Source organism: Promicromonospora sp. NFX87 (assembly GCF_048564965.1).
In the GTDB taxonomy this organism is placed as follows: domain Bacteria; phylum Actinomycetota; class Actinomycetes; order Actinomycetales; family Cellulomonadaceae; genus Promicromonospora.
On record NZ_CP183413.1, the window covers coordinates 3,939,043 to 3,961,063 of the forward strand.

Genomic DNA, 22,021 nt, shown 5'->3' on the forward strand with positions numbered 1-22,021 from the left:
CTGGGTCAGACCCAGGCGCGCAGGGTAGTCTCGAGCGGCTGCGTGGGGTGGCCGATGAGGCGGGCAAGGTCGCCCGGGGTGGGTGCGAGGGCGCCGTCGCGCATGTTCCCGTTGAGCGCGACCATGAACCCTGCTGTGCCTTCGTCGAGGCCGAACGCAAGCAGCTGCTTGTGCTCCTGCTCCGGGGTGAGCGCCTCGTAGCGCACCGACGTGCCGAGGACCTTCGCCGCGATGGCGGCGAACTCCTCGAAGCTCCACGCGGTGTCGCCGGACAGCTCGTAGGCGCGGCCCTCGTGGCCGGGCGTCGTGAGCACCACGGCGGCAGCCTCCGCGAAGTCCCGCCGGCTCGCTGTCGCGAGACGTCCGTCGCCGACGGAGTTCGCGATGACGCCGGTCTCACGGGCACTGGTGAAGTCTTGCTGGTGGTTCTCGGTGTACCAGCCGTTGCGCAGGAACGTGGCCGGGAGGCCCGAGGCGGTGACGAGCTCTTCGGTGGCCTTGTGCTCGGCAGCCAGGCCGAGGATGGTCGTGGGCGCCTGGAGCGCGGAGGTGTAGACCAGGTGCCCAACGCCGGCGCGACGAGCGGCCTCGATCGCGTTCCCGCGCGGCGCGAGTGCCTGGCCGGGGGCGCCGACGGAGACCAGGAGCAGTTTGTCGACGTCGGCGAGCTGGGTGGCCGTGCCGTCGACGTCGTCAAGATTGAGGGTCGCGGTGCGCAGGCCGCGCTCGGTCAGGGCGGTCAGGCGCTCGGTGTCGCGGCCGAGGGCGAGGAGGTCGCCGGCAGGGATTCCGCGTTCGAGGAGGGCGTCGATGGTGTGGCCGCCGAGCTGTCCGGTGGCGCCGATGATGGCGATGGTCATGGTGTTCTTCCTTCGGTGATTCAGGTGGTGGTTGATCAGGCGGTGACGATGCGCAGCACGAGGACCGCGACGGACAGGACCAGCGGCGGCAGCGGCATCGCGAGGCCCTTGGTGTCGCCGACGCGGAGGTGGCCGATGAGGGCGCCGATGAAGTAGGCGGTCAGGCCTGCTGCGGCGGCGATGCCCAGAGGCTCGATCCACAGGCCGGCCACGATGCCGAGCGCGCCGGCGATCTCCAGTGCGGCCAGCACGGAAAAGTAGCGCTCGGGAACGCCGACTGTGCCGCCGATGACGGCGACGACCTGCTCGTTCTTGCGCAGCTTCATCACAGCGGAGTTGAGGACGAGCAGAGCGAGCAGGACGGTGACGACGACAAGGGCGATGAACATGACTTCCTTCGATGTGGGGTAACGGCAGGGGCGCGGGCGCGCGCCGAGGCGCCGCCGACTCGGTGCGGGTCAGTTACTGATGACGGGAGCGCGGCCGACGTACGTGTCGTCATCGACCTGGGCCGCTGTGAAGGCGGCGATGGCGGCGCGGGTGACGGCGAAGCCGAGCTTGTCCGTGTCGAAGAAGCCGGAGCGGACCCTGCCCTGCTTGGGGCCGTCGGTGGGGCGGATGAAGCGCACGATCGTCCAGTCGAGGCCGGAGACCAGCACCGGGTCGGTCATGCCGCGGATCTCCTCGTAGGCGCGGCGCCCGAACGTCTTGGGCAGGAAGCGGATGAGCCGGGTCTGCCAGGTCGGCCGCTCGCGTGGGTCCCAGACCGCCGGGGTGGCGTGGCCGACGTAGCGCCGCACGCCGTGCCGCTGCATGGCGTCGAGCACGTGGCGGGTGCCTTCGGTGAGCGGGTGCCCCTGCTCGCCCGGGGTGAGCACGGGGCCGAGCGCGCTGATGACGGCGTCGGCTCCGGCGACCGCGGAGTCGATCGCAGCCTTGTCGGACATCTCGCCGACGACGACGCGGACCTGGTCGCTCCAGGTGGCCGGGATCTTGGCCTTGTTGCGGGCGTAGGCGGTGACGGTGTGACCGCGGTCGAGGAGCTCGGCCACGGTGAGGGAGCCGATGGCGCCGGTGGCGCCGAAGACGGTGACGTTCATGGAAGTGCTCTCGTTTCTATCAGCTGTAGAGGAAGCCGCCGTCGATCGTGACCACGGCCCCGGTGACGAATGTCGAGCGGTCGGAGGTGAGCCAGGCGACGCAGTCCGCGACCTCTTCGGGTCTTCCCATCCGTCCCATGGGGATGAGGTCGGCCCATTGGGACCGCAGATCTTCCGGCGCGTTGAGGATTCCCGGTGTGGCGATCGTTCCTGGGGCGACGGCGTTGACGCGGATGTTCTGCCGTGCGTACTGCAGTGCCGCGTTCTTGGTCAGTCCGATCACGCCGTGTTTGGCGGCGGTGTAGTCGGCCATCCCCGGGGCGTTCTTGAGCCCGGCACCAGAGGACACGTTCACGATGGCGCCTCCGCCCGAGTCGAGCATCAGCGGTATCTCGCAGCGCATGCTGAGGAACACTCCGCGGAGGTCGACTGCGAGCGTGTGGTCGAAATCCTCCACGGACAGCTCGTGCAGTGGTGTGGGCTCGGTGGCGAGACCAGCGTTGTTGACCGCGAGGTCGAGTCGTCCAAAGCGTTCACCGATGTGCGTGATGCCGGCCTCGACCGACGCCTGGTCGGACACGTCCAGGCGGATTCCGATCGCGTCACCGCCTGAGGCAGTGATTCGTTCGGCAGCGGCTACGGTGTTCGCCTCGTTCCGGCCCGACAGGACCACGCTCGCACCTTCCTGCGCCAAACGCTCGGCGACCGCGTAACCGATCCCTGCGGCCGCTCCGGTGACGAGAGCGACCTTGCCCGTGAATGTGTTCATGACCTTCTTTCTTGGTCGAAGCTGACGTAGAGATCAGGCCGCGAGGACGTGGCGGACGGCGGGGGCGACGTCGTCGCCGAACCGCCGGATGGAGTCGCGGACCATCTGCTGGGGCATGCCGCCGAGGTCGACCTGGCCGAGGAACCGGTCGATCCCGAGCACGCTGCGCATCTCGAGGATCTTCTCGGCGACCTCGCGGGGGCCGCCGACCATGAGCGCGCCACGGCGAGAAGCCATGGACTGCATGGTCGGCCGGTCGACGTAGAACCCGCGCCCGCCGTTCGTCTCGGGTGAGAGGTAGCGGTGGTAGTAGGGGTAGAACTCCTCCAGCGCCTGCTCCTGCGACTCGCCGACGTAGAAGTGGCTCGTGATGCCGACGGTGAGCTGCTCGTCGGGGTGGCCGGCCTCGCGGCCCGCTGACCGGTACAGGTCGATCAGGCGCTTGGCGTGGTCGATGGTGCCGCCGATCAGGCCCAGGGCCATCGGCAGGCCGAGGCGTCCGGCACGCAGCGCGCTGGAGGGGGTGCCGCCGACAGCGACCCAGACGGGCAGGTCGCCGTGGGTCGGCGGGTTGACCTCGGCCTCGTGCAGCGGCGGGCGGAAGCGCCCCTCCCACGTCACCGGCTTCTGCTCGCGCAGGCGTAGCAGCAGGTCCAGCTTCTCGGCGAACAGGTCGTCGAGCTGGGCCATGTCCTCGCCGAACAGGGCGAAGGGTTCGGCGAACGCGCTGCGTCCGGCGATGATCTCCGCGCGGCCGTGGCTGACCAGGTCGAGGGTGGCGAAGTCCTGGTAGACCCGCACCGGGTCCAGGACGCTCAGCACGCTGGCGGTGGTGGTGAGCTTGATGCGCTGGGTCGCGCGCGCGATGGCGGCGTGCACGACGGCCGGGGAGGAGACGGCGAACTGGCGGGTGTGGTGCTCGCCGATGCCGTACACGTCCAGGCCGTGCTGCTCGGCCAGGATGCCGTAGCTGATGATGTCGTCGATGCGGCTGGCGGCCGTGTCGGGGCTGTCGGGGTAGATGTCGCTCAGGGAGAAGACACCGAGTTCCATGGGGTTCCTTCCGGGGCGCCGCGCGGCCGTGCCCGTCCTTGCGGGATGTGGGCGGAGCCGCGCGGCGACGGCCTGAGATGGTCAGGCGATGGAGATGATGATCTTGCCGAGGGTGCCGGCGGTGAAGTGCCCGAACGCGTCGGGGGTCTGCGCGAGGTCGTACACGTGCTGCACGGTGACGGTGGTGTGCTGCTCGGCCTGGTTGCGCGCGATCCGCTCCAGCGTCTCGGGCGCCGGGTTGGCGTAGATCGCCACGACGCGCACTCCCTCGACCGGGACGTCCGCAGGGCTCATCAGCATCGTGGAGACGAACGCTCCGCCGGCCTTGACCATGGGGACGACGGCGTCGGGCGCGCCGGCGAAGTGCAGCACGACATCCACGCCGTCGGGCGCGATCTCCCGCACTTGGGCGACGACGTCGCCGGTGTAGTCGACGGCGTGCGCGGCGCCGAGCGCGACGACCTGCTCGGTCTCCTTCTCCGTGTGCGCGGTCGCGATCACGGTCGCGCCGGCGCGTGCGGCGAGCTGCAGCGCCTGCTGCCCCACGCCACCGGTCGCGCCGACCACGAGGACCGTCGCGCCCTCGCTGATCTGGGCGGCGTCGATGGCGTCCACGGCCGCGGTCCCGGCCAGGCCGAGTCCTGCCGCCTGCGTGAACTCGACGGACTCGGGCAGCTTCGCGATCCCCACGGCGGTGGGCACGGTGACGTACTCGCCGAACGAGCCATCACCGAGGAAGTTCTTGGTCACGACGCCGAACACGCGGTCACCGACCGCGTAGTCCTCGACGCCCTCGCCTACGGCGTCGACGACGCCGGCGAAGTCCTTGCCCAGCACGACCGGGAACCGATGCTCCATCGCGCCCTGCAGCATCCCCTTGGCGACCGACAGGTCGAAGCCGTTGACCGATGCCGCGTGGACGCGGACCCGGACCTCGCCTGCGGTGGGCTGGGGAACGTCTACCTCGGTGACCTCGGGCTCGGAGTCGAACGCACGCAGTGCCACAACCTTCATGTCTGTCTTCCCTACTATCCGGTTCAAGTGGAGCTGTTGCTCCGCTTCCACGCCCTAGTGAACCACGGAACTGGAGCGCCTATTCCAGATAGGTAGACTGGTCTCATGAGCACCGAGAAGCGACCCCTGCGAGCGGACGCTGAGCGCAACCGGCAGGCGATCATCTGCGCTGCGGGATCCGTGCTTGCTCAGGAGGGCAGCGAGGTCACGCTGGAGCACATCGCCGACGTCGCCGGGGTAGGAGTCGGGACGATCTACCGGCGGTTCTCCTCGGTCGAGGAACTCATGGGCGTGGTGCTCGAAGAGAAGATGCGCCGCTACGCCGAACGCACCGAGCAGGCCGCCATGCAGGCAGAGACACAGCCGTGGGAGGCGTTCCGCGACTACGTGATGTTCATCCTCGAACAGCAAGCCATCGACGCCGCGTTCAGCGACGTCCTGCTCTCCTCCCGCAGCGGGACCGAGCTGTTCCGCACCGAACTGACCCGTGCCTTTGATGCCTCCGTGCAACTGGTGGAGTGCGCCCGCGAGGCGGGCGCTATCCGGGCCGACTTCCACCACAGCGACCTGTTGCTGCTGCAGCACGCCGCCCGGGGCTTGCGCGGCACCCAGCGCATCGCACCCTTGGCATGGAAGCGGTTCGGCGAGTACATGCTGCAGGCCTTCCACGAGGCGGGGGCCGAGCCGCTCACCCCGCCGTCCCGGATCTGGGCCAGGACCCTGGCCGCCGGCAACCCTTGAACCCTGTCACTGGGCGGTCCCGGCGGGTCGCGTACACGACCTGCCGGGACCGCTTCCGGCTAGCTGTAGCGCAGTCCGTGGCCGAAGCGGAACAGCGGGTCCGCGGTGTCGAAGGGCACGTCGGGGCGATTCCCGCGCACCGCCTCCATGCTGCTCGGCAGGTCGAACGGCAGATTGCCCTGGGGTTCCGCCGCACCGAAGATCACGTCAAGGACGGCCTCCGGGCTGGCTCCGAACGTGCCGACGATCGCCGCCGTGTGGTCCACGAGCGGAGTGAGGACGGCGGGCCGGTCGAGGAAGACGTCGACCACGGTCGGTATGACTGCCGCGATCTCCCGGACGTGCGCGAGCTGGTCTTCCGGGAAGTCGAGTGACCCGGCATGGAACATGCTCTCGAACGTGGCGGTCCGCTCCTCGAACGGGGCCTGGAGCCGCAGGATTGCGACGTCGGCCTGCTGGGGGTCCGTTACGACACTGCCGTAGGCATTCGCGACCTCAGCAGGCACGCCCTCGACGTAGATCTTCGCTCCACGACCGAGGGGCAGGATGCTGTGCCCCTTGACGACCGTGTTGGTGAGCAGCGTGACCGAGGCGCGCTGCGCCGCCTCGCCTGCCGTGACGAACTCGGTGCTCCCGACCACGCTGGCAGCGTGGGCGACGTCGACGTACCGCTGGTCGTCGAACAGGCCCAGGACGAATTTCTCGCGCAGGAGGCGGCGGGCTGAGATGTCGAGTCGTGCTTCGCTGACGTCGCCGTTGCGGACCAGGTCGACGAGCAGCTCCGGGTTTGCCTCGCCGCCGAACTGGTCGACGCCGGCCTCGAGGACCTTGACCATGCGCTCGCGAGGAGAGAGGTGTTCGACACCCCAGGCGCGGGCGGGGAACGGTTCGCCGAAGACCTCGTTGTCGGTGATCAGGCCCCAGTCGGTGCAGACGATCCCGTCGAATCCGTAGCGCTCGCGAAGCAGGCCGGTGATGACGCTCTTGTTGAACCCGAAGCCCACCTCCTCGTATTCAGTGCCGATCGGCATCCCGTAGTACGGCATGATCTGGCTGGTACCGGCGTCGAACGCCGCTTCGAACGGCTTGAGGTGCAGCTCGAACTGTCCGCCGGGGTACACCTGCTCGCGACCGTGGGCGAAGTGCGCGTCCTCGCCGTCGAGCTGCGGCCCGCCACCAGGGAAGTGCTTGGTCATCGTGGCGACGGAGTTCGCGCCCAGGGCGGCCCCCTGGAACCCGCGGATGTACGCGGCGCCGAGCCGTGACGAGAGATGGGGGTCCTCGCCGAACGTCTGCAACTGCCGCGACCACCGCGGTTCGGTGGCCAGGTCCACCTGCGGGTGCAGGGCCACACGGATTCCGACGGCTGTGTACTCCTGTCGGGCGATGTCGCCGAACGTCTCCACCAGCTTCTCGTCGCCGATGGCTGCCAGGCCGAGCGGCTCGGGCCAGAGGGAGAATGTGCTGGTGGCGACGCCGAGGAGCGGGTTGTCGGTGTACGAGTGGCGCGGGTCGCTCGAGATCGTGACCGGGATACCAAGTCGTGTCGTTGCCGCGAGCTCCTGCAGGCGGTTGTACCAGGTTGCCATGGCCTCGACCGTGGGGGCGGCGCTGAGGATGTTGAAGTGGCTCATCAGGCGGCCTGTCAGGTACTCCTTGTTGCTCGGCAGCCCGAACACGGAGTCCCCGTCACTGAGCTGCCCGTCGGGGCCCATGCTGATCATGGTCTGGAACAGCAGCCCGGCCTTCTCCTGCAGGGTCATCTGCGCGAGCAGCTTCTCGACCCGCTCCTCGACGGGAAGGTCTCGGTTCAGGTAGCTGGTGTCGACGGTGGACATGCTTACTTCACTCCCTTGATGCGGTAGACGAGCACTGCGCCAGCCAGAGCGACGACGGCGCCGAAGAGGTAGAAGGTTGCGTAGCCGCCGATCGCGGTGCCGGCGCCGGCGGCGATGATCAGCGGTGCGATGGACGGGGCGATCGACTGCGGCAGCGCATTGGCGATGTTGAGCACCCCGAGGTCCTTGGCGGTGTCATCGGGGTCGGGCAGCACCTGGGTGGCGAGGGCGAGATCGACGGACATGAACGACCCGGTTCCGAGGCCGATGATGGCCTGGCCGATGATGACGGTCGTGACATCCGGCGCGAAGGCGAGCACGACAAGTCCGACCACCATGACCAGGCCGGCCGCGGCGACGAACGGGCGCCGTTTGCCGATCTTGTCCGAGAGGATCCCTCCCACCGGTCCCGACAGCGCCATGGCGCCCATGAAGGCGATGTTGGAGATCAGGACAGCGCTGATCGCTTCCTTCTCGGCCAGCTCGAACTCCTGCGTGAGGTAGAACGGCAAGAACGTGGCCACACCCGCATACCCGAACATCACCAGGAATTTCGTCAGCCATGTCCACGCGAAGTCGGGGTGCTTGGCCGGGTTAAAGACGAACGAACCGAGAAACTCTTTGAGGGTGTACGGCGTGGTCGGGCGATGCGGCAGCACACGATCCTGCAGCACCCAGCTGAACGCCAGGACGGTGACGGCTGCGACGAGTGCGGGAACGGCGAATCGGGCGACGTCCGTGTCGAGCACGTTGACGAGCGCCGTTCCGGCCAGCATTCCTACGGGCCCGGCGAGGCCCACGACGCCGGAGACCATGCCGCGCCGGGCGACGGGGACCTGGTCCGGGACGGTGGCGTTGGCCGCGGCCAGCACGGCGTTCATGGCCGCCTGGGCCACGCACCACGCGATCATCACGAGCCAGACGCTGGGCGCCACACCGATCACTGTGAAGGCGACGAGGCCGACCAAGACGCCGCCGACGAGCCACGGTCGTCGCATGCCCCACCGATGGGCGGTGCGGTCGGAGAGCCGACCTGCCAGCGGGTTGGTGATCAGAGCGAAGAGAGCACCGACTCCGGTGACCATGCCCATAGCGGTGGCAGCTTCAGCGGGCGTCGCGGTGATGTGCTGCAGCTTGAAGGCGAGCGTGACCAGCGCCGGGGTCAGTAGCGCCAGCATGACGCCGAACGTGGCGCCGGCGAAGGCCGGAACGTAGCCGCGGGGCGATCTGGCGGGCTGCACGGCGGGGAAGTCAGGCGCTGATGGTGTGGTGAGTGACGACTTTGTCATGGTGGGCAGTTCTCCTTGGACGGCGCCTCCTTCGGCGCGATGGCAAAAGTAGAACATCTGGTAACTGAAAATGCAACGCATGGTAACTTCGTAGGATGGTCAGCATGACGCGCCAGACCACGGACGAGCTCCCAGCAGCATCCCGGGGAGCGTCCGCGGCGCGGACCCGCGCCGCGGTGATAGGGGCCGCCGCGAACCTGTTCGCCGAGCGGGGCTACCGCGCGGTGTCCCTGCGGGACATCGCCGCTGCCGGCGGTATCAGTCATCCCGGACTGCTCCGGCACTTCGCGTCCAAGGACGACCTCCTGCGAGCCGTCGTCGAGCAGCTGGACGAGGTCAACCGCCACGTAGCCTCCGACGGCGCGACCTCACTTGACGCCTTCGTGCAGGTGGCACGCCAGAACGATGCGTCGCCGGGCTACTCCCGGCTCCTTCTCGGGCTCGTCGGGATCGCCCTCAGCCCTTGCCATCCAGAGCACCAGGCAGTGGCAGCCCGGTACGAGATGGCACGAGAAGGGTTCGCCGAAGCGTTCCGGCAGTTCGCCGCCGAGATGCACAGCGCCGTTGACGCGGACGCGGAGGGCATTCGGATGGCAGCGGCCTGGGACGGCGCCCAGCTGATCGCGCTCTACCTGCCCGAGGTGGACGTCCCATCGACCTTGGGCCGCCGGCTCGCCACGCTCGGGGCGGCAACACCGCGCGAGCTCATGACCCCCCTGCCGCCCGCCGCCAGTGCGCCGCCTGCCATGTCCGGGGCGGACTCGGACGGGTACGCGTCAGGTCGCGCCCGGCGCGCCGAGATTGTCGCGGCAGCTGCGGAGCGGTTCGCGGCAGATGGCTACCATCTCACCAGCCTCCGGGAGGTCGCCGCCGCGGCGGGTACCGGCCCGTCGACGTTGGTCCACCATTTCGGCGGCAAGCAGCAGCTGCTCATCGCTGTGCTTGACCAGCAGGAAGCCGAGCTTGCGGGCATGCAGGATGACGGCGGGTCCGAGCCCGGCCGGTTGTGGAGCTTGCCGCAGCGGGTCCAACACCATCTTGAGAACGCGTCCCAGTGCGTCCGGTTGCAGGCGACGCTCCGCACCGAGGCGGTGGCGGCGGATCACCCCGCCCACGAGCACTTCGCTCGCCGATACCGAGCCAGGATTGGTGACTACGCGACGGCGATCGCCCGCGCCCAGGAGATGGGCAGCGTCCGTGGCGAGCGAGATCCATGGTTTGAGGCGCTCTGGTTGGTAGCCCTCAGCGACGGGTTGCACCTGCAGTGGCTCTACGCCCCGGCCGCAGTCGACCCCGCAACACTCCTGACCGGCTATCTGGACGAGCTGCGCACAGCCTGAGCCGTTCAGTCGCGCCCGAACAGGGCTCGAAGAATGCCGTCCCGAAGATCCTCAAGCACGACATCGTCGGCCAGTGGTGACACGTTGCGCCACAGCCCGAGCTGCCCGTGCAGACCGCTCCACAGCAGCTTCGCGGTCAGGTCCGCACCGTCGGACCCGTGGCCCGTTGCAGTGAGATATGCGACGACCGTCTCACGCCATACGTCCAGGAGCCGGGCCATCGGGTGCTGCTGCAGACCCTGGGGCGGTGGGAGCCCCGGACCGATGCGGAACAGCAGGTCGTATCGGTGCGGTGCGCCGGTCGCCAGCTCGCAGTAGGAATCGACAGTTGCGCGCAAGCCTGCCCACGGATCATCGGCCGGCGCCGCGTCCCGTGCGGCGCACATCTGCTCGGACAGCGCTGTGTAGGCGCCGTCGAGCAGCGTCCACATCAGGTCGTTCTTGTCCTTGAAGTGGCTGTACACGGCACCGGCGGAGATGCCTGCCTCACGAGCGATAGCCCGCAATGACACCCGCTCCGGGCCATCCACATCGCGCAGCAACCGCCCCGCGGCATCGAGGATTTCCTGCCGCAGCCGCTGGCCCTCGCCCCAACGGTTGGGCACACGACCCGCGCCCACGCTGTCGACGACACCAGGTCGTTGCATGGCACTCATCCCTTCGGCACCCCTCCGTCGAACACGGCGTGAGCCTATGGGCAGGTCCCTACCGGCGTCGCATCAACCAGCCGCTCCGACGAGGCGGTTTTCACCCGACAGCCAAATGCTATACGGTGTTCAGCGAGTTGGTGAACACTGTTTAGCAACTCCGCCGTGGAGGCGATCCGTTGCCAGTCCTCAAGAGATTGCGAACTTCACCATGCGAGTAGAAGTAGACGTCCCCAAGTGCGTGGCGTCCGGGCAGTGCGTCATGATCGCCCCTGGGGTCTTCGACCAGCGTGACGATGACGGCTTGGTCGTCCTCCTGGATGACCACCCCGCCCCAGAGCACCACGAGGGGGTCCGAGAGTCGGTCGCCGTGTGCCCGGCGGCCGCCATCCGAGTGGCCGAGCAGTGACGCGCGTCGTCGTCGTAGGTGCGTCAGCCGGCGGTCTGGCGGCCGCCGAAGGACTGCGCCGCCAGGGGTTTGACGGGCCGATCACCGTCGTCGGAGACGAGCCCCACCTGCCCTATGACAGGCCACCGTTGTCGAAGCAGATTCTCAACGGCGAGTGGGAGGCCGACCGTCTCGCACTGCGGTCGCACCACGACCTCGAAGCACTCGGGCTCGAGTGGCGTCTGGGAGAACCCGCGACAGAAGCCGACGCAAGTGAGCGCACGGTGACCCTGGCGAGCGGTGATCGGCTCGGCTACGACCACCTCGTCGTCGCCACGGGAGTGCGCCCGCGGCGCCTTCCCGGTGTCGACCACCGGGCGCCGGGCCTGCACGTGATGCGCCGCCTGGAGGACGCGCTCGCCCTACGGTCCCGCCTGGTGCCCGGGCGGCGTCTCGTCGTCGTCGGCGCGGGCTTCATCGGGGCCGAGACAGCGGCAGCCGCCCGCGGACGCGGCCTGGAGGTGACCATGATCGAGCCCGCCCGCGTGCCGCTGGCGCACGCCGTCGGCGAGGTGGTCGGCAGGGCACTGGTCCAGGTGCACCGCGAACACGGGGTCGACCTGCGAACGGGCACCACCGTCACGGGGATCGTCACCGATGCCGACGGCCGGGTCGCCGGCGTATCCCTCGACGACGGCACCACAGTCGCCGCCGACGACGTGGTGGTAGGCATCGGCTCAGTGGCCAACACCGAATGGCTCGCCAACAGTGCACTGCCCGTGGACGACGGACTGGTATGCGACGAGTACTGCGCCGCCGCCGACGGTGTCTGGGGCGTCGGTGACGTGGCGCGGTTCCACAACCCGTTGTTCGGTACCTCGATGCGGATCGAGCACCGCACCAACGCCGCCGAGCAGGGTCTCGCCGTCGCCCGCAACATCGTCGATGACGGCGCGCGAAGGCCGTTCGCGCCCGTCCCCTATTTCTGGTCCGACCAGTACCACCTGAAGATCCAGGCCCACGGCTACCTGCGCGGCCACGACGAGGTCTCCGTCTTAGACGGCGACCCGACCTCCGGCCGGTTCCTCGTCGCGTATCGCTCCGAAGACCGTCTCAGCGGGGTGTTGTCCGTCGGGGTGTCCCCGAAGGTTCTTCGACCTTGGCGTAGTGCCCTCGCAGCCGGAACGTCCTGGACCGATGCGACCAGGACCCTCATGACTGCCGCCTGAGACACCACCCGCCCGAACCCAACCACTTCTTACCGGAGGACTGACATGCCAACCGCTACACCCGCCGACTTCAGCCTTGACCGCTCGTCCGACAGGCCGCTCGACCCCCCGCCCACGCACAACGACCTCCGCTCAGAGGAGCGACTGCCGCGCGTCGCGATCTATGACGGCCGGCTCCAGCCGTACCTCATCACACGCTACGAGGACGCGCGCCTCGTGCTGGGCAGCGACGCGTTCAGCACGGATCCCACCCCACGCCCCGGCATGCCCGAGTTTCCCAGCTGGCGTGAGGGGCAGCCGCAGGGCCCCCGAGGTTTCTTCAAGAGCTACGACGAGCCCGTGCACTCGATGATGCGCAAGACGCTCACTCGAGAGTTCATGGTCAAGCGCATCAACGCGATGCGGCCCGCGATCGAGCACCTGACCACCGACCTCCTGGACGCGATGATCGCCAAGGGCACGCCGGTCGACCTGGTCGAGGATTTCGCTCTGCCGCTGCCGTCGCTGGTGATCTGTGACCTCCTGGGCGTCCCCTACGAGGACCACGACACCTTCCAGCAGTACGCGAAGGTCTTCGTCGACATCGCAGCGACGCCGCAGCAAGTCGTCACAGCCCAGCAAGAGCTCGGTGAATACCTGGACGGACTCCTGGCACGCAAGCGCGCTGAGCCCGGCGACGACATCGTGACCCGCCTCGCCGAGCAGGTCGATGCCGGGGAGATCACCGCACGCGATGCCGCGGACCTCGCGGCTTTTCTCCTCTTCGCCGGACACGAGACGACCGCGAACATGATCGCGCTCAGCGTGATCGTCCTCCTGAATCACCCTGACCAGATCCCGGCACTCCTCGCGGGGCCTGCCGAGGCCGCCAACGCCACCGAGGAACTGCTGCGCTACCTCACCATCGTCCACGGCGGAGTGAGGCGCTACACCATCCGGGAGGTCGAGATCGCCGGTGTGACCCTGCAGCCCGGCGACGGCGTGATCGTGCCGCTCGGCCTGGCCAACCGGGACCCGGAGATGTTCGGCGACCCTGACACCCTCGACCTCGCCCGCACCAACGCCCGGCAGCACGTGGCCTTCAGCTACGGCATCCACCAGTGCCTCGGCCAGCCACTTGCCCGTGCCGAGCTGCAGATCGTGCTACCGGAGATCTTCCGACGCCTGCCCCGGCTGCGGACCACGGCGCCCCTGGCGGAGATCGACTTCAAGCAGAACACGTTCGTCTACGGCGTCAACAGCCTGCCGGTCGAGTGGTGAGCCGTTCATGACCACCATCCCGGGCCTGGACGGGCGCGTAGCCATCATCACCGGTGGGGCGTCCGGCATCGGCCGGGCCACCGCCCACCAGTTCGCGAGGGCCGGTGCCACTGTGGTCGTCGCCGATCTGAATCATGAGGGCGCCGAAAAGACCGTCGCCGAGATCTCTCGTGACGGGGGTGATGCCCTAGCTGTCACCGGGGACCTCAGCGATCCCGCGATCATCGAGCGCCTGGTTGCCGAGACCACCCAGCGATTCGGCGGCGCCGACCTCTTGGTGAACAACGCCGGCGTCACGGACAGCAAGACCCCACCGGCCAGGGTCAGTGACGCCGAGTGGGAGCGGGTGGTGCGGATCAATCTCACTGCGCCGTTCCTGCTCACCCGCGCCGTTCTGCCCCACATGCTCCGACAGGAGCACGGCGTCATCGTCAACGTCGCCTCGGAGGCCGGCCTGCGCGGCGGCGCGGGAGGGATCGCCTATACCGCCACCAAACACGGCGTCGTCGGCATGACGAAGAGCCTCGCGGCTGCCTATCGCATGGCGGGCATCCGGACCAACGCGATCGCCCCCGGCGCCGTCCGCACGAACATCGGGACGAGCACCACACCTGTCGACCCGGAGGGGCGTGACCTGCTGGCACCGGTGCTTGAGATGGGCATCGGGATCGGCGTGGCGGAGGCCAACGAGATCGCCAGCGTCGCTGTCTTCCTCGCATCCGACGCAGCAGCCAACATCAATGGAGCCATCATCCCGGCAGATGGCGGATGGGCCGCCCTATGATCCCAATCCTGCTGCTCACCTCGGGCGGCATCGGTCAGCAGGTCGCGACGACGCGTGATGGTGGGGTCGTCCAGGTGCCGGTGAATGGGCGGGACCCTGGTCATGCGCCATTCCTACCAGGCCCAGCTGCCGACCCGCTCGGACGCCCGGTCGGCGGCGTCGCGTCGCGCTCGTTCGTTTACGTCGCGGTGCATCTGGGCGGCCCGGGCGCGTGCGTCGGCCAGGACCACCGGGACGCGCTCCATCGGCCGCGGTCCCGAGCGGCCTAGTTGCCGGGCCGGTTCCTGGTTGGTCGTGATGGTTTCCAGGGCTCGTGCGGCGGCAGCGTATGCCTCACCACGCTCACCTTCGGGCACTCGCGGTCCGAGCGGGGTGACCTGGTCGGTGACCTGGTAGCGGTCGCGGTAGGCCACGATCTGGCGCATCGCCGCCCGCCATGCCCCGCGTGCCCCGACGTCCGGAGGCGGTGGGGTGATGCTCTCCATCCACAGCTGCGGGCTCGTGACCGCATCGTCGACCAGGGCGTCCAAGCGCGTCGCGATGAGGTCGGCATGCCGCGCAAGCCACGCCCGTACGAGCGGATCGATGACCGGTCGCTCACTCCCAGCCGGTGCGGGCCCGCTTTCCTGGGCTGCGCCGTCAACGCCGATGCCTGCACCGGTCTGAGCTTCGCTGGCGATGCGCCCGGCGAGATGGTCGGTCATGACCTTGCGCACCGAGCCGACATCAAGCTGCTCATGGTTCTCGGCACCTGGTGTGTGGCCGACGGTCTGGGCGACGTGCTCGATCAGGGGCCACCACTGGTCCAGCTCGACCCGCCCGTAAATGTGGTCGACCAGCGCACGCAGCATCGGGATCTGCCGCTCGAAGTGGTCCAGACCGCGGATGGTCTGCAGGTTGGGTTCCATCGCGAACCACGCCAACGGAACCGTCTCTGCCAGCGCGCCCGCCAGGGCCCCGGGATCGTCGGTCGCGGTCTGGGCGGGATCAGTTGGCAGGTCCAGTGCTTGGGCGTGGGCGGCTTCCTCGGGGGTGAGCATGGCCCAGACTCGGGCCGCGGCGGTGCGCCCGGCGGTGTCGGGGTCCAGGGCGACGATTAGGTCGGTGAGATCCCGGCCGGTCGCGTCCCGCAGGGCTTGCAGGTGCTGTGCGGTGATGCCGGTACCGCCCGCGGCCACCGGCACGATCTGGACCCCGGTCTGCTCCGCGAGGCGGGCGGCAGCCAGGTGGAGGGCGGCGTGGTCGGTCGGACCCTCGACCAGGACCGGCCGCGCCCCGGCCGCGAGACGCGTGACAGCGTCGGGGTCCAGGCCGTAGACGAGCTCGCCCTTGCGGTACGCCGCTGTCTCGGGAGTGTTCAGGTACTTCGGGGCACGCCCATCGCCCGTCTCCACCTCGGCAGGGTTGAGGCGCCCGGTGACGCCGACGACAGCCCCGGTCTGGTCGCGATAGGGGAACACGATCCGGTTCCGGAACTTGTCGATGACCCGCCCGCCCCGGGTCCGGGTCGCCACCCCAGCGGTGACGAGCTGGTCGGCCGTGTACCCCAGGGACTGCAGATGGTCAGTCAGGCTGGTCCACGTGCCGGGGGCAACGCCCCACTCTGCGTCGGTCAGGCTTCGGCTGGTCATGTACCGGGTGGCCCAGTGCTGGGTGGTTTCCTGCCGGGTCCACCAGGTCCAGGCGTGGCCGGTGATCTCGACCACCAGGTTTCGCTCCCCCACGTCGACCGCCACGGGCTCCTGGGCGTCACCGACCCCGTTTGGCTTGCGATCCGTGCTGGCCTGGACACCCGGTGCAGTTGTGGCGCCGCTGTCGGTCCCAGCCTCGCCCAACGATGCGTCGTGCGACGACGTGGTTGCGACCGGATCACCAGGTCCCTCCGCGCCGACCGTCGCGGCAGCGGACGAGTCAACCCCCCAGAGCACCTTGTCCGTGGTGTCGGGCGCGGTCGTGATCCAGGCCGGCAGGCCCCGCTCGTCATGATCCTGGGGTCGGGGTAGGCCGATGCGGTGGTGCAGGACCTTCGCGATCGACTGCGCGTCCCCGAAGCCTGTCCCGGCCGCGCGCCGGACCACGGTCGCGGCGTCGGTGCCGGCCGCTTCGTGCATGGACAGCTGCTTGGCCAGCACCGGCCAGATCTCGTCGGACACAACCTGGTCCGCTACCCGCTCGGACAGCACCGTCCGCACGGCCTCGGCCAGGCGCCCGCTACGGTCCGGCTCGAGGAAGGCCAGGTACGCGTCCTCGTACTCCGGGACCAGGCGCGCCAGGGAGTGCGCGTAGTCCCACTCCTCCTCGATCACCCTCGACGCGGACTGCTCCTCACCGTCGCGGTCCAGGACGCCCTTGAGCGCGTTCAGGACCGCACGCTCGAGGTCGGGCTGGTGGTGCGGGTCCAGGTCCAGGACGTCGTCGGTCTCGACGTACACCCGGTTCGAATCCCGGCCGCGGGTGATGGCGGTGTAGAGCTCGTTGCGGGTCATCCCGACGCCGACCATCGCGTGGGAGGTGTCCACGGTCATGCCCTGCACGCGGTGGATCGTCGCGGCGTACCCGAGCTCGACATGCGCCGCGACGTAGTCCGCTGGCAGCACCACCGTCGCCCCAGACTCCATGTGCCGGGCCCGCAAGGCACCGTCCTCACCACGGGCGACGACGCGCCACAGGTCGCCGTTGCGGACCCAGTCCCGGCCCCAGTCGACGTGCCCGTCGTCGTGCTCGGCGCGCAGGTGACGGTTGTTCAGCCGGGTCACGATCACGTCCCCGATCCCGGCCCGGTTCTCGTCGTGCAGCGTGACGCTGTCTTCCTCGACCTCGCCACGGGTGACGCGGTGCAGCCGGGCACGGGTCGACAGTTCGGTGACGAGGGTGTTGGTCGCGGCGATCATGATGGTGTTGCGGCCCTGGTCGGAATCGGTCTGCCAGTTCGCGAACATCTCCTCCGCCATCGCCGCTGCCGACCCGCCCTGGGTGCGGTGCTGGGTTACGTAGAAGTCCAGGCCCCGGTGGTCTCCGTCCCGGATCTGGAGGGAAGCGTCGGCTTCGCCGGTGGTGTGGAAGCGGTGGATCTGGGTCAGCTCGACCGCACCCGCCTGTTGCGCGATCAATCGCAGAGCGCCACCGGCGGCGACGGCACCGAGCTGGGCCGGGTCACCGAGCAGCCGAACACTGCCACCGGCGGCCCGGGTGATGGCCAGGACTTCGGCTAGAGCGAGCGTTCCTGCCAGGCTGGCCTCGTCCACAAGCACCACGGTCCCCGGCTCAACCGTGAGGCGTTCGCGGAGGCGTTCTCCTCCGGCGCCGTGGTTGGCCAGGAGGAACATGTCCAGGGTCTCCGCGGTGATCCCCTCGCCGAGATCGGCACCAAGAACCTCTGCGGCGGCCGCCGACGGGGCAAGGGCGATGAGCTTGCCACCCGATTCCTGGACGGCGTCCGCGAAAGCGCGCATGGCGGTGGTCTTCCCGGTCCCGGCAGGGCCGACCCCCGCCGCCAGGACCGCGCTCGTCGCGAAGTGTGCGACCAGGTCCCGCTGCCCCCGGTTCAGCACCTGTCCCTTGTCCACTCGAACCTGCTCGATGGCGCGTTCTACTGCACCTGGGTCGACGATGAGGCCTCCCGGGGCGCGGGTGGCGGCCAAGAGTTGGTCTTCGGCTTCCAGGACCGCCAGGGACGTGTATCGGGTGGAGCCGTGCACGAAGTAGACGCTCTCGCCGTCCTTGCGGCGCATCACGTCCGGCGGCTCGTTCAGGTCCGGGGGCGTGATCACGAGACTGGCATCTTCCGCGTGCCCCGAGATCGATGCGGCTACGGCGAGCAGGTCAGTTCCCTTCGGGGCGTGCTCCCGGGCGAGACGCGTGGCCTCGGCCTGCAGGTGATAGGTCGTCCACGTCGCCCGCTTGCCCGCCACGTTCGTCAGGCAGGCGTCAACCAGGTCGCCCTGGGCGAGCACCTGCGCGGCCAGGTCCGCCAGGACGATCTGGCGGCCGGTTGATGTGCGCCACCGCAGCTGCCGGAAGACCTGCGCGCGCGGCCGGGCCGCCGCGAGCCGCTCCACCGCGTCGGTGACGTCCTGGGCCGCCCACCGGGCGATCCCCCGCCCGGCGAGGTCCTGCGCGACGGCGGGCCACAGATCCTTGAGCTCGTCGACCACAAACTGCCCCGTGCCCGGACGGGGGTTGAGTGCACGCGCGAGCATCCGCGCCACAGCGTCCGTACCGCCCAAGACCCCGGCTGCCATCTGCGCCCACTGCGGGAGCCGGTGACGCAGCCCGACCGGGACGCCCTTGCCCTGCCGGGTGTCCAAGTTGGCCTGCTGCGCCAGCCCGAAAGCAGTCTTCGTCGCCGGCTCGTGCCCGTACTTCGCCCGGTACTCGGCCCGGAGAGTCTCGTAGGACTCCTGGATCGCCGCGCGGCGTCGGGAGAAAGCGTCCCGCAGCTGCTTGGGGATCCCGACGATCTCCCGGACGCCCTGCTTGCCACGGCCCCGGGACTCGGTATGGAACGCGACCCCCAGCACTTCGACCAGGAGCTGCTCGATCCGCGTGTTGTACCGCTCCGACGCAGCAGCGCCCAGCGAATACAGGACCCGGCCGTCCAACGCCCGCCAGATACCGTCCACCCCAAGAACCTTGGTGGAGACCGCGACATGCGTGTGCAGGTTCGGGTCACCAGCCCGGGAGTCCAGATGGTCGAACGCGACCGCGGTCAGACCGTGGGTGTCGATCTGCCGTACACCGCCCGCACCCCCACGGGTCAGTGCTCCTTCGGACTCGATCCACGCGAGGGTGTCCTGCCAGGCCTGGGTGTGCGCGCTCGTGATCGCCTCGCGCGTGGCCGGGTCGCCCAGACCCCACAGGACCGAGATGCTCTTGGACGGCGTGAACACCAGGTCGTACCCGGCTACCGCCTTGCGCGGCTGCTGGCCGCGCTTGGCCATCCACCGCGTGACATCGGCATCCGATACCCCGCCCGAGGCGCCCTTGTCGCTGTGCTCCCGCTGCGCCAGTGAACGGGCGACATTCCAGCGGATCAGGTCCCGCTCGATCCCCGCCTCCGGCGGACGATCGTTCTCGGTAGCGAACGCAGCGAACGCCGCCTCCAGCGCGGCCGTATAGCCGTCATCAGGGCGGGCCTTGAACTCCGGGAAGGCTCGACCCAGAGCACCCTCACGGGCTGCGTCCTTCTTCGACATGCCCCGGGCCAGCGCCTCGACCTCCAAACGTTCTGCATCCGGATGCCGGCCCTGCCCGAACAAGGACTTCATCTGCTTCTCGAGCACCTGCCCTGACACCCCGAGCTGCTCCAGCCCGGTGCCGACCCACTGGCCGGGTGGGTTGCCGTGCTGCATGTAGTAGTCGGTCAACGACATGCCTCGCCCGCGCGGCACGTCCCCGGACGCGACCTGCTGGGTGAGGTACGTGTACCCGCTCCCAGCGCTGAGCGCGTGGACCGTCATCATTTCCCCCACCCCTCCCCAGAGGCTTGTCGGGCTGTTCCGGGTCGCCTCGGCGACCCCCGCTCACGGCTTGTGCAAGAGGTGTGTGGCCTTCGTCGGGCGGTCCGCGGGACCCGCCGTCTGTCCGCTCGCCTGCCCGTGCCACGCAGCCGCGTCGTCGCGTCGCGCGTGTGCGTCGTCGCGTGTACGTCGTCGCGTCCGTGTGCGTCGTCGTCTGCTCGTCGACCGTGTGTCGTGCTGCCAGGTACCAGGGCGGGGTGGCGGGGTCCCTCCGGCGAGTGAGCGAGCGACCTCCCCGGGCATGCGAAAGGCCGCCATCCCCCGGTACGGGGATGGCGGCCTCCGAGCGCTGATGCTACGCGGCGAGCACTACCGGGATCCGGCGGTAGCGGGCTGCGGGGCGTGGGCCTGCTTCTGGTCCTTCGGCTTTGCTGGCTGCTGCTTCGCGGCTGCCTGCTTGGTCGCTGCCCCGGCGTCGGGGGTCGTGGCCTTGATCCGGTTAGGGACGGGCTTCTCCTGGGCCTCGGCTGCGTTGCTGTCGGTCGTGGCCGAGGCCTGAAGCTTGGCCTGGCCCTTGGTCACATTGGCCGCCTTTTCGGGGTTGGCCACCTTGGTGTGGCTGGTGGCGGGTGCTGCGTTGTCGGCCTTGGGCTGCGCCTCGGGCCTTGTCGCCGGTGCGGCCGGTGCCGTCTTCGGGGTTGCCTGCTTCGTGGCGCGCGCCGTCGGGGTCTCCAGCGGGCCACGTGCGATCTGCTCGACGTCCGACAGGTTGTACCCCCACGCTTCCAGCGCCCGCAGGTAGCGGGACTCGGTGCCGGGCCTGCGCCAGGTGTGCAGCCCCGTGCGTTCCTCGATGGCCGCCAGGGCCAGGACGAGCGCGATGTGCAGGGCGCGGGCCGGGGTCGCCTTGGCGATCAGGTCGTTCAGGGCCTGCCTGCTGCCCCACCCGCCGGTCGTCTTCAGACCGAGCCACTCGCAGGCCAGACCGTGGGCGCCCGAGCCTGCCTTCTCGATGCTGTGCGTGTCGGCCGTGAACGACCCGGCGACGAAGTTGGCTGCGTCCTTCGGGGCGCTCTTGCGCTTGGCGAACTGCGCCAGCCACTCGCGGCGGACGGTCTCGGCAGACTTCCAGGCCTTGTTGTTCGTGATCACCTCGGCCCGCTCGGCGCTGGCGGCCTGCTTCTGCTGCTCGGTGCGGGTGTCGTTGACGTTGGTGCGGTTCAGCTTGTGCCCGGCCGCCTTGTAGTCCAGGCACACGTGCCGGGTGTGGATGTCACCGTTCCAGGACGTGCTGATGTAGGCGGCGCGCTGGGGGCAGATGGCGTGCTCCTCGGGAGTCAGGGTCTTGCCCTCCCCCGTCTGCAGCTTGTCCAGTTCCTGGGCTGCCTTGTTGTCCTTCACCTCGGTGTTCCAGTTGGTGACCTGCTTGATCCCGGCGTCGCCGAGTGCCTTGACCGCCTTGGCCAGCCGGGCGGCGGCGTCGCGGTCATCGCGCCGCTGCTGAGCGGCGTGGGCGAACCGGTCGGGGCTCTTGATCGCGATCTCGCTCAGCGCCTTGACGGCCTCGGTGTCGTTCTCGAACTCGGCCAGGACGGCGGCTTGGTCCAGGGTGAGGTCGTACTTGGCCTGCACCGCCTTGGCCTTCTTCGTCTTCGCGACGGTGAGCGCTGCCTTCACGTCGCTCGTGCTGTGCCCCGTCGTGTTCGCGATCTCCACGGCGGACACGCCGAGCAGGGACAGCTGCTCGAACGCTGCCACGCGGTCGGCGTGCCGCAGGCCCTGCCGGTCGTCGTTCTCGGCCATCTGCTCACGGATCCGCCGGACCTGGTCCTCATCGCCCTGGACGATCATCGCCGGGATCGTCTCCAGGCCTTCCTCGATGGCGGCCAGCGTGCGGCGCTGCCCGGCCCGGACCCGGAGGCCCTGCTCGGTCCGCTGGACGAGGATCGCGATCAGCACCCCGTTGTCGCGGACGCTCTTGAGGAACCGGGGCGTCAGGTTCGCCTCGGCGCGCACGTTGGTCTCCACCAGCAGTGTGCGCGGGTCCACGAGGCCGAATTCGACCCTTGCGTCGGGACCGTTTCCAGCCCGCTTTTCGACGTTCTTGTTCTCGGTCTGCACAGACATGCTCGGCTCCTTGTGCCGTCCTGACCTGGGGCTATTCCCCTTGGCCTGTACCACAATTCTACGCCACTAAGGACTATTCAGCGATTCGAAACCACCTTAAAGTCATGCCATTTCTGAACGTTC

17 protein-coding genes are annotated in these 22,021 nt (G+C 69.1%); 6 read left to right on the top strand and 11 right to left on the bottom strand.

Annotation, left to right across the window (positions count from 1 at the left end; all coding sequences use genetic code 11):
• Positions 1-5: 5 nt before the first annotated feature.
• From ACNYC2_RS17690 to ACNYC2_RS17715, 6 genes are all read right to left on the bottom strand, one after another.
• A complete protein-coding gene (locus ACNYC2_RS17690; RefSeq protein WP_419703051.1) occupies positions 6-860 on the bottom strand; it encodes an SDR family oxidoreductase in 855 nt (284 codons plus the stop codon).
• 35 nt (positions 861-895) lie between these two features.
• Entirely contained in the window at positions 896-1,249 is a 354-nt protein-coding gene (locus ACNYC2_RS17695) for a DoxX family protein (protein WP_419703052.1), read from the bottom strand.
• A gap of 69 nt (positions 1,250-1,318) precedes the next feature.
• Complete coding sequence (locus ACNYC2_RS17700) at positions 1,319-1,960, bottom strand: NAD(P)-dependent oxidoreductase (protein ID WP_419703053.1); 642 nt, start codon at positions 1,958-1,960, stop codon at positions 1,319-1,321.
• 19 nt (positions 1,961-1,979) lie between these two features.
• Complete coding sequence (locus ACNYC2_RS17705) at positions 1,980-2,729, bottom strand: SDR family NAD(P)-dependent oxidoreductase (RefSeq protein WP_419703054.1); 750 nt, start codon at positions 2,727-2,729, stop codon at positions 1,980-1,982.
• A gap of 33 nt (positions 2,730-2,762) precedes the next feature.
• Positions 2,763-3,782: an LLM class flavin-dependent oxidoreductase gene (locus tag ACNYC2_RS17710; protein ID WP_419703055.1), complete on the bottom strand. Its 1,020-nt coding sequence runs from the start codon at positions 3,780-3,782 to the stop codon at positions 2,763-2,765.
• A gap of 81 nt (positions 3,783-3,863) precedes the next feature.
• Positions 3,864-4,796 carry an NADP-dependent oxidoreductase gene (locus tag ACNYC2_RS17715; protein ID WP_419703056.1) on the bottom strand — a complete coding sequence of 311 codons (933 nt, stop codon included), beginning with the start codon at positions 4,794-4,796 and terminating at the stop codon, positions 3,864-3,866.
• 105 nt (positions 4,797-4,901) lie between these two features.
• Between ACNYC2_RS17715 and ACNYC2_RS17720 the strand changes: the two genes are divergently transcribed.
• Entirely contained in the window at positions 4,902-5,537 is a 636-nt protein-coding gene (locus ACNYC2_RS17720) for a TetR/AcrR family transcriptional regulator (protein ID WP_419703057.1), read from the top strand.
• Between the two features lie 59 nt (positions 5,538-5,596).
• Here ACNYC2_RS17720 and ACNYC2_RS17725 read toward each other — a convergent pair whose 3' ends face one another.
• Together ACNYC2_RS17725 and ACNYC2_RS17730 are read right to left on the bottom strand one after the other, a co-directional pair.
• Positions 5,597-7,375 carry a glycoside hydrolase family 3 protein gene (locus ACNYC2_RS17725; protein ID WP_419703058.1) on the bottom strand — a complete coding sequence of 593 codons (1,779 nt, stop codon included), beginning with the start codon at positions 7,373-7,375 and terminating at the stop codon, positions 5,597-5,599.
• 2 nt (positions 7,376-7,377) lie between these two features.
• Positions 7,378-8,745 (bottom strand): MFS transporter, encoded by a 1,368-nt coding sequence (locus ACNYC2_RS17730; RefSeq protein WP_419703059.1) that lies wholly within the window; start codon positions 8,743-8,745, stop codon positions 7,378-7,380.
• A gap of 23 nt (positions 8,746-8,768) precedes the next feature.
• On the opposite strand from ACNYC2_RS17730, the gene ACNYC2_RS17735 reads away from it, so the two are divergent.
• Positions 8,769-10,004 carry a TetR/AcrR family transcriptional regulator gene (locus ACNYC2_RS17735; RefSeq protein WP_419703060.1) on the top strand — a complete coding sequence of 412 codons (1,236 nt, stop codon included), beginning with the start codon at positions 8,769-8,771 and terminating at the stop codon, positions 10,002-10,004.
• A gap of 5 nt (positions 10,005-10,009) precedes the next feature.
• On the opposite strand, the gene ACNYC2_RS17740 is transcribed toward ACNYC2_RS17735, so the two are convergent.
• On the bottom strand, positions 10,010-10,651 hold the full coding sequence (locus ACNYC2_RS17740; protein WP_419703061.1) for a TetR/AcrR family transcriptional regulator: 642 nt from the start codon (positions 10,649-10,651) through the stop codon (positions 10,010-10,012).
• 211 nt (positions 10,652-10,862) lie between these two features.
• On the opposite strand from ACNYC2_RS17740, the gene ACNYC2_RS17745 reads away from it, so the two are divergent.
• From ACNYC2_RS17745 to ACNYC2_RS17760, 4 genes are read left to right on the top strand one after another with little or no spacing between them, the layout of a single operon-like run.
• Positions 10,863-11,060, top strand: coding sequence for a ferredoxin (locus ACNYC2_RS17745; RefSeq protein ID WP_419703062.1), 198 nt, complete (start codon positions 10,863-10,865; stop codon positions 11,058-11,060).
• A complete protein-coding gene (locus tag ACNYC2_RS17750) occupies positions 11,057-12,268 on the top strand; it encodes an NAD(P)/FAD-dependent oxidoreductase (protein ID WP_419703063.1) in 1,212 nt (403 codons plus the stop codon). Before ACNYC2_RS17745 ends, ACNYC2_RS17750 begins: the two co-directional genes overlap by 4 nt.
• 45 nt (positions 12,269-12,313) lie before the next feature.
• Positions 12,314-13,528, top strand: coding sequence for a cytochrome P450 (locus tag ACNYC2_RS17755; RefSeq protein WP_419703064.1), 1,215 nt, complete (start codon positions 12,314-12,316; stop codon positions 13,526-13,528).
• 7 nt (positions 13,529-13,535) lie between these two features.
• Positions 13,536-14,312 carry an SDR family NAD(P)-dependent oxidoreductase gene (locus ACNYC2_RS17760; protein ID WP_419703065.1) on the top strand — a complete coding sequence of 259 codons (777 nt, stop codon included), beginning with the start codon at positions 13,536-13,538 and terminating at the stop codon, positions 14,310-14,312.
• 113 nt (positions 14,313-14,425) lie between these two features.
• On the opposite strand, the gene mobF is transcribed toward ACNYC2_RS17760, so the two are convergent.
• Together mobF and ACNYC2_RS17770 are read right to left on the bottom strand one after the other, a co-directional pair.
• The gene (gene mobF / locus ACNYC2_RS17765) at positions 14,426-19,774 is read right to left on the bottom strand and encodes a MobF family relaxase (RefSeq protein ID WP_419703066.1); all 5,349 of its coding nucleotides are present in this window, start codon (positions 19,772-19,774) and stop codon (positions 14,426-14,428) included.
• Positions 19,775-20,140: 366 nt separating this feature from the next.
• Positions 20,141-21,898: a ParB/RepB/Spo0J family partition protein gene (locus tag ACNYC2_RS17770; protein WP_419703067.1), complete on the bottom strand. Its 1,758-nt coding sequence runs from the start codon at positions 21,896-21,898 to the stop codon at positions 20,141-20,143.
• Positions 21,899-22,021 lie beyond the last annotated feature (123 nt).

Bases quoted from the DNA above. Each gene is read 5' to 3' on its own strand.
- ACNYC2_RS17710 (WP_419703055.1), bottom strand. From the start codon at position 3,782: ATGGAACTCGGTGTCTTCTCCCTGAGCGACATCTACCCCGACAGCCCC.
- ACNYC2_RS17695 (WP_419703052.1), bottom strand. From the start codon at position 1,249: ATGTTCATCGCCCTTGTCGTCGTCACCGTCCTGCTCGCTCTGCTCGTC.
- ACNYC2_RS17700 (WP_419703053.1), bottom strand. From the start codon at position 1,960: ATGAACGTCACCGTCTTCGGCGCCACCGGCGCCATCGGCTCCCTCACC.
- ACNYC2_RS17760 (WP_419703065.1), top strand. From the start codon at position 13,536: ATGACCACCATCCCGGGCCTGGACGGGCGCGTAGCCATCATCACCGGT.
- ACNYC2_RS17735 (WP_419703060.1), top strand. From the start codon at position 8,769: ATGACGCGCCAGACCACGGACGAGCTCCCAGCAGCATCCCGGGGAGCG.
- ACNYC2_RS17730 (WP_419703059.1), bottom strand. From the start codon at position 8,745: ATGCGTTGCATTTTCAGTTACCAGATGTTCTACTTTTGCCATCGCGCC.
- ACNYC2_RS17705 (WP_419703054.1), bottom strand. From the start codon at position 2,729: ATGAACACATTCACGGGCAAGGTCGCTCTCGTCACCGGAGCGGCCGCA.
- ACNYC2_RS17720 (WP_419703057.1), top strand. From the start codon at position 4,902: ATGAGCACCGAGAAGCGACCCCTGCGAGCGGACGCTGAGCGCAACCGG.
- ACNYC2_RS17745 (WP_419703062.1), top strand. From the start codon at position 10,863: ATGCGAGTAGAAGTAGACGTCCCCAAGTGCGTGGCGTCCGGGCAGTGC.
- ACNYC2_RS17755 (WP_419703064.1), top strand. From the start codon at position 12,314: ATGCCAACCGCTACACCCGCCGACTTCAGCCTTGACCGCTCGTCCGAC.
- ACNYC2_RS17690 (WP_419703051.1), bottom strand. From the start codon at position 860: ATGACCATCGCCATCATCGGCGCCACCGGACAGCTCGGCGGCCACACC.
- mobF (WP_419703066.1), bottom strand. From the start codon at position 19,774: ATGATGACGGTCCACGCGCTCAGCGCTGGGAGCGGGTACACGTACCTC.
- ACNYC2_RS17740 (WP_419703061.1), bottom strand. From the start codon at position 10,651: ATGCAACGACCTGGTGTCGTCGACAGCGTGGGCGCGGGTCGTGTGCCC.
- ACNYC2_RS17770 (WP_419703067.1), bottom strand. From the start codon at position 21,898: ATGTCTGTGCAGACCGAGAACAAGAACGTCGAAAAGCGGGCTGGAAAC.
- ACNYC2_RS17725 (WP_419703058.1), bottom strand. From the start codon at position 7,375: ATGTCCACCGTCGACACCAGCTACCTGAACCGAGACCTTCCCGTCGAG.
- ACNYC2_RS17715 (WP_419703056.1), bottom strand. From the start codon at position 4,796: ATGAAGGTTGTGGCACTGCGTGCGTTCGACTCCGAGCCCGAGGTCACC.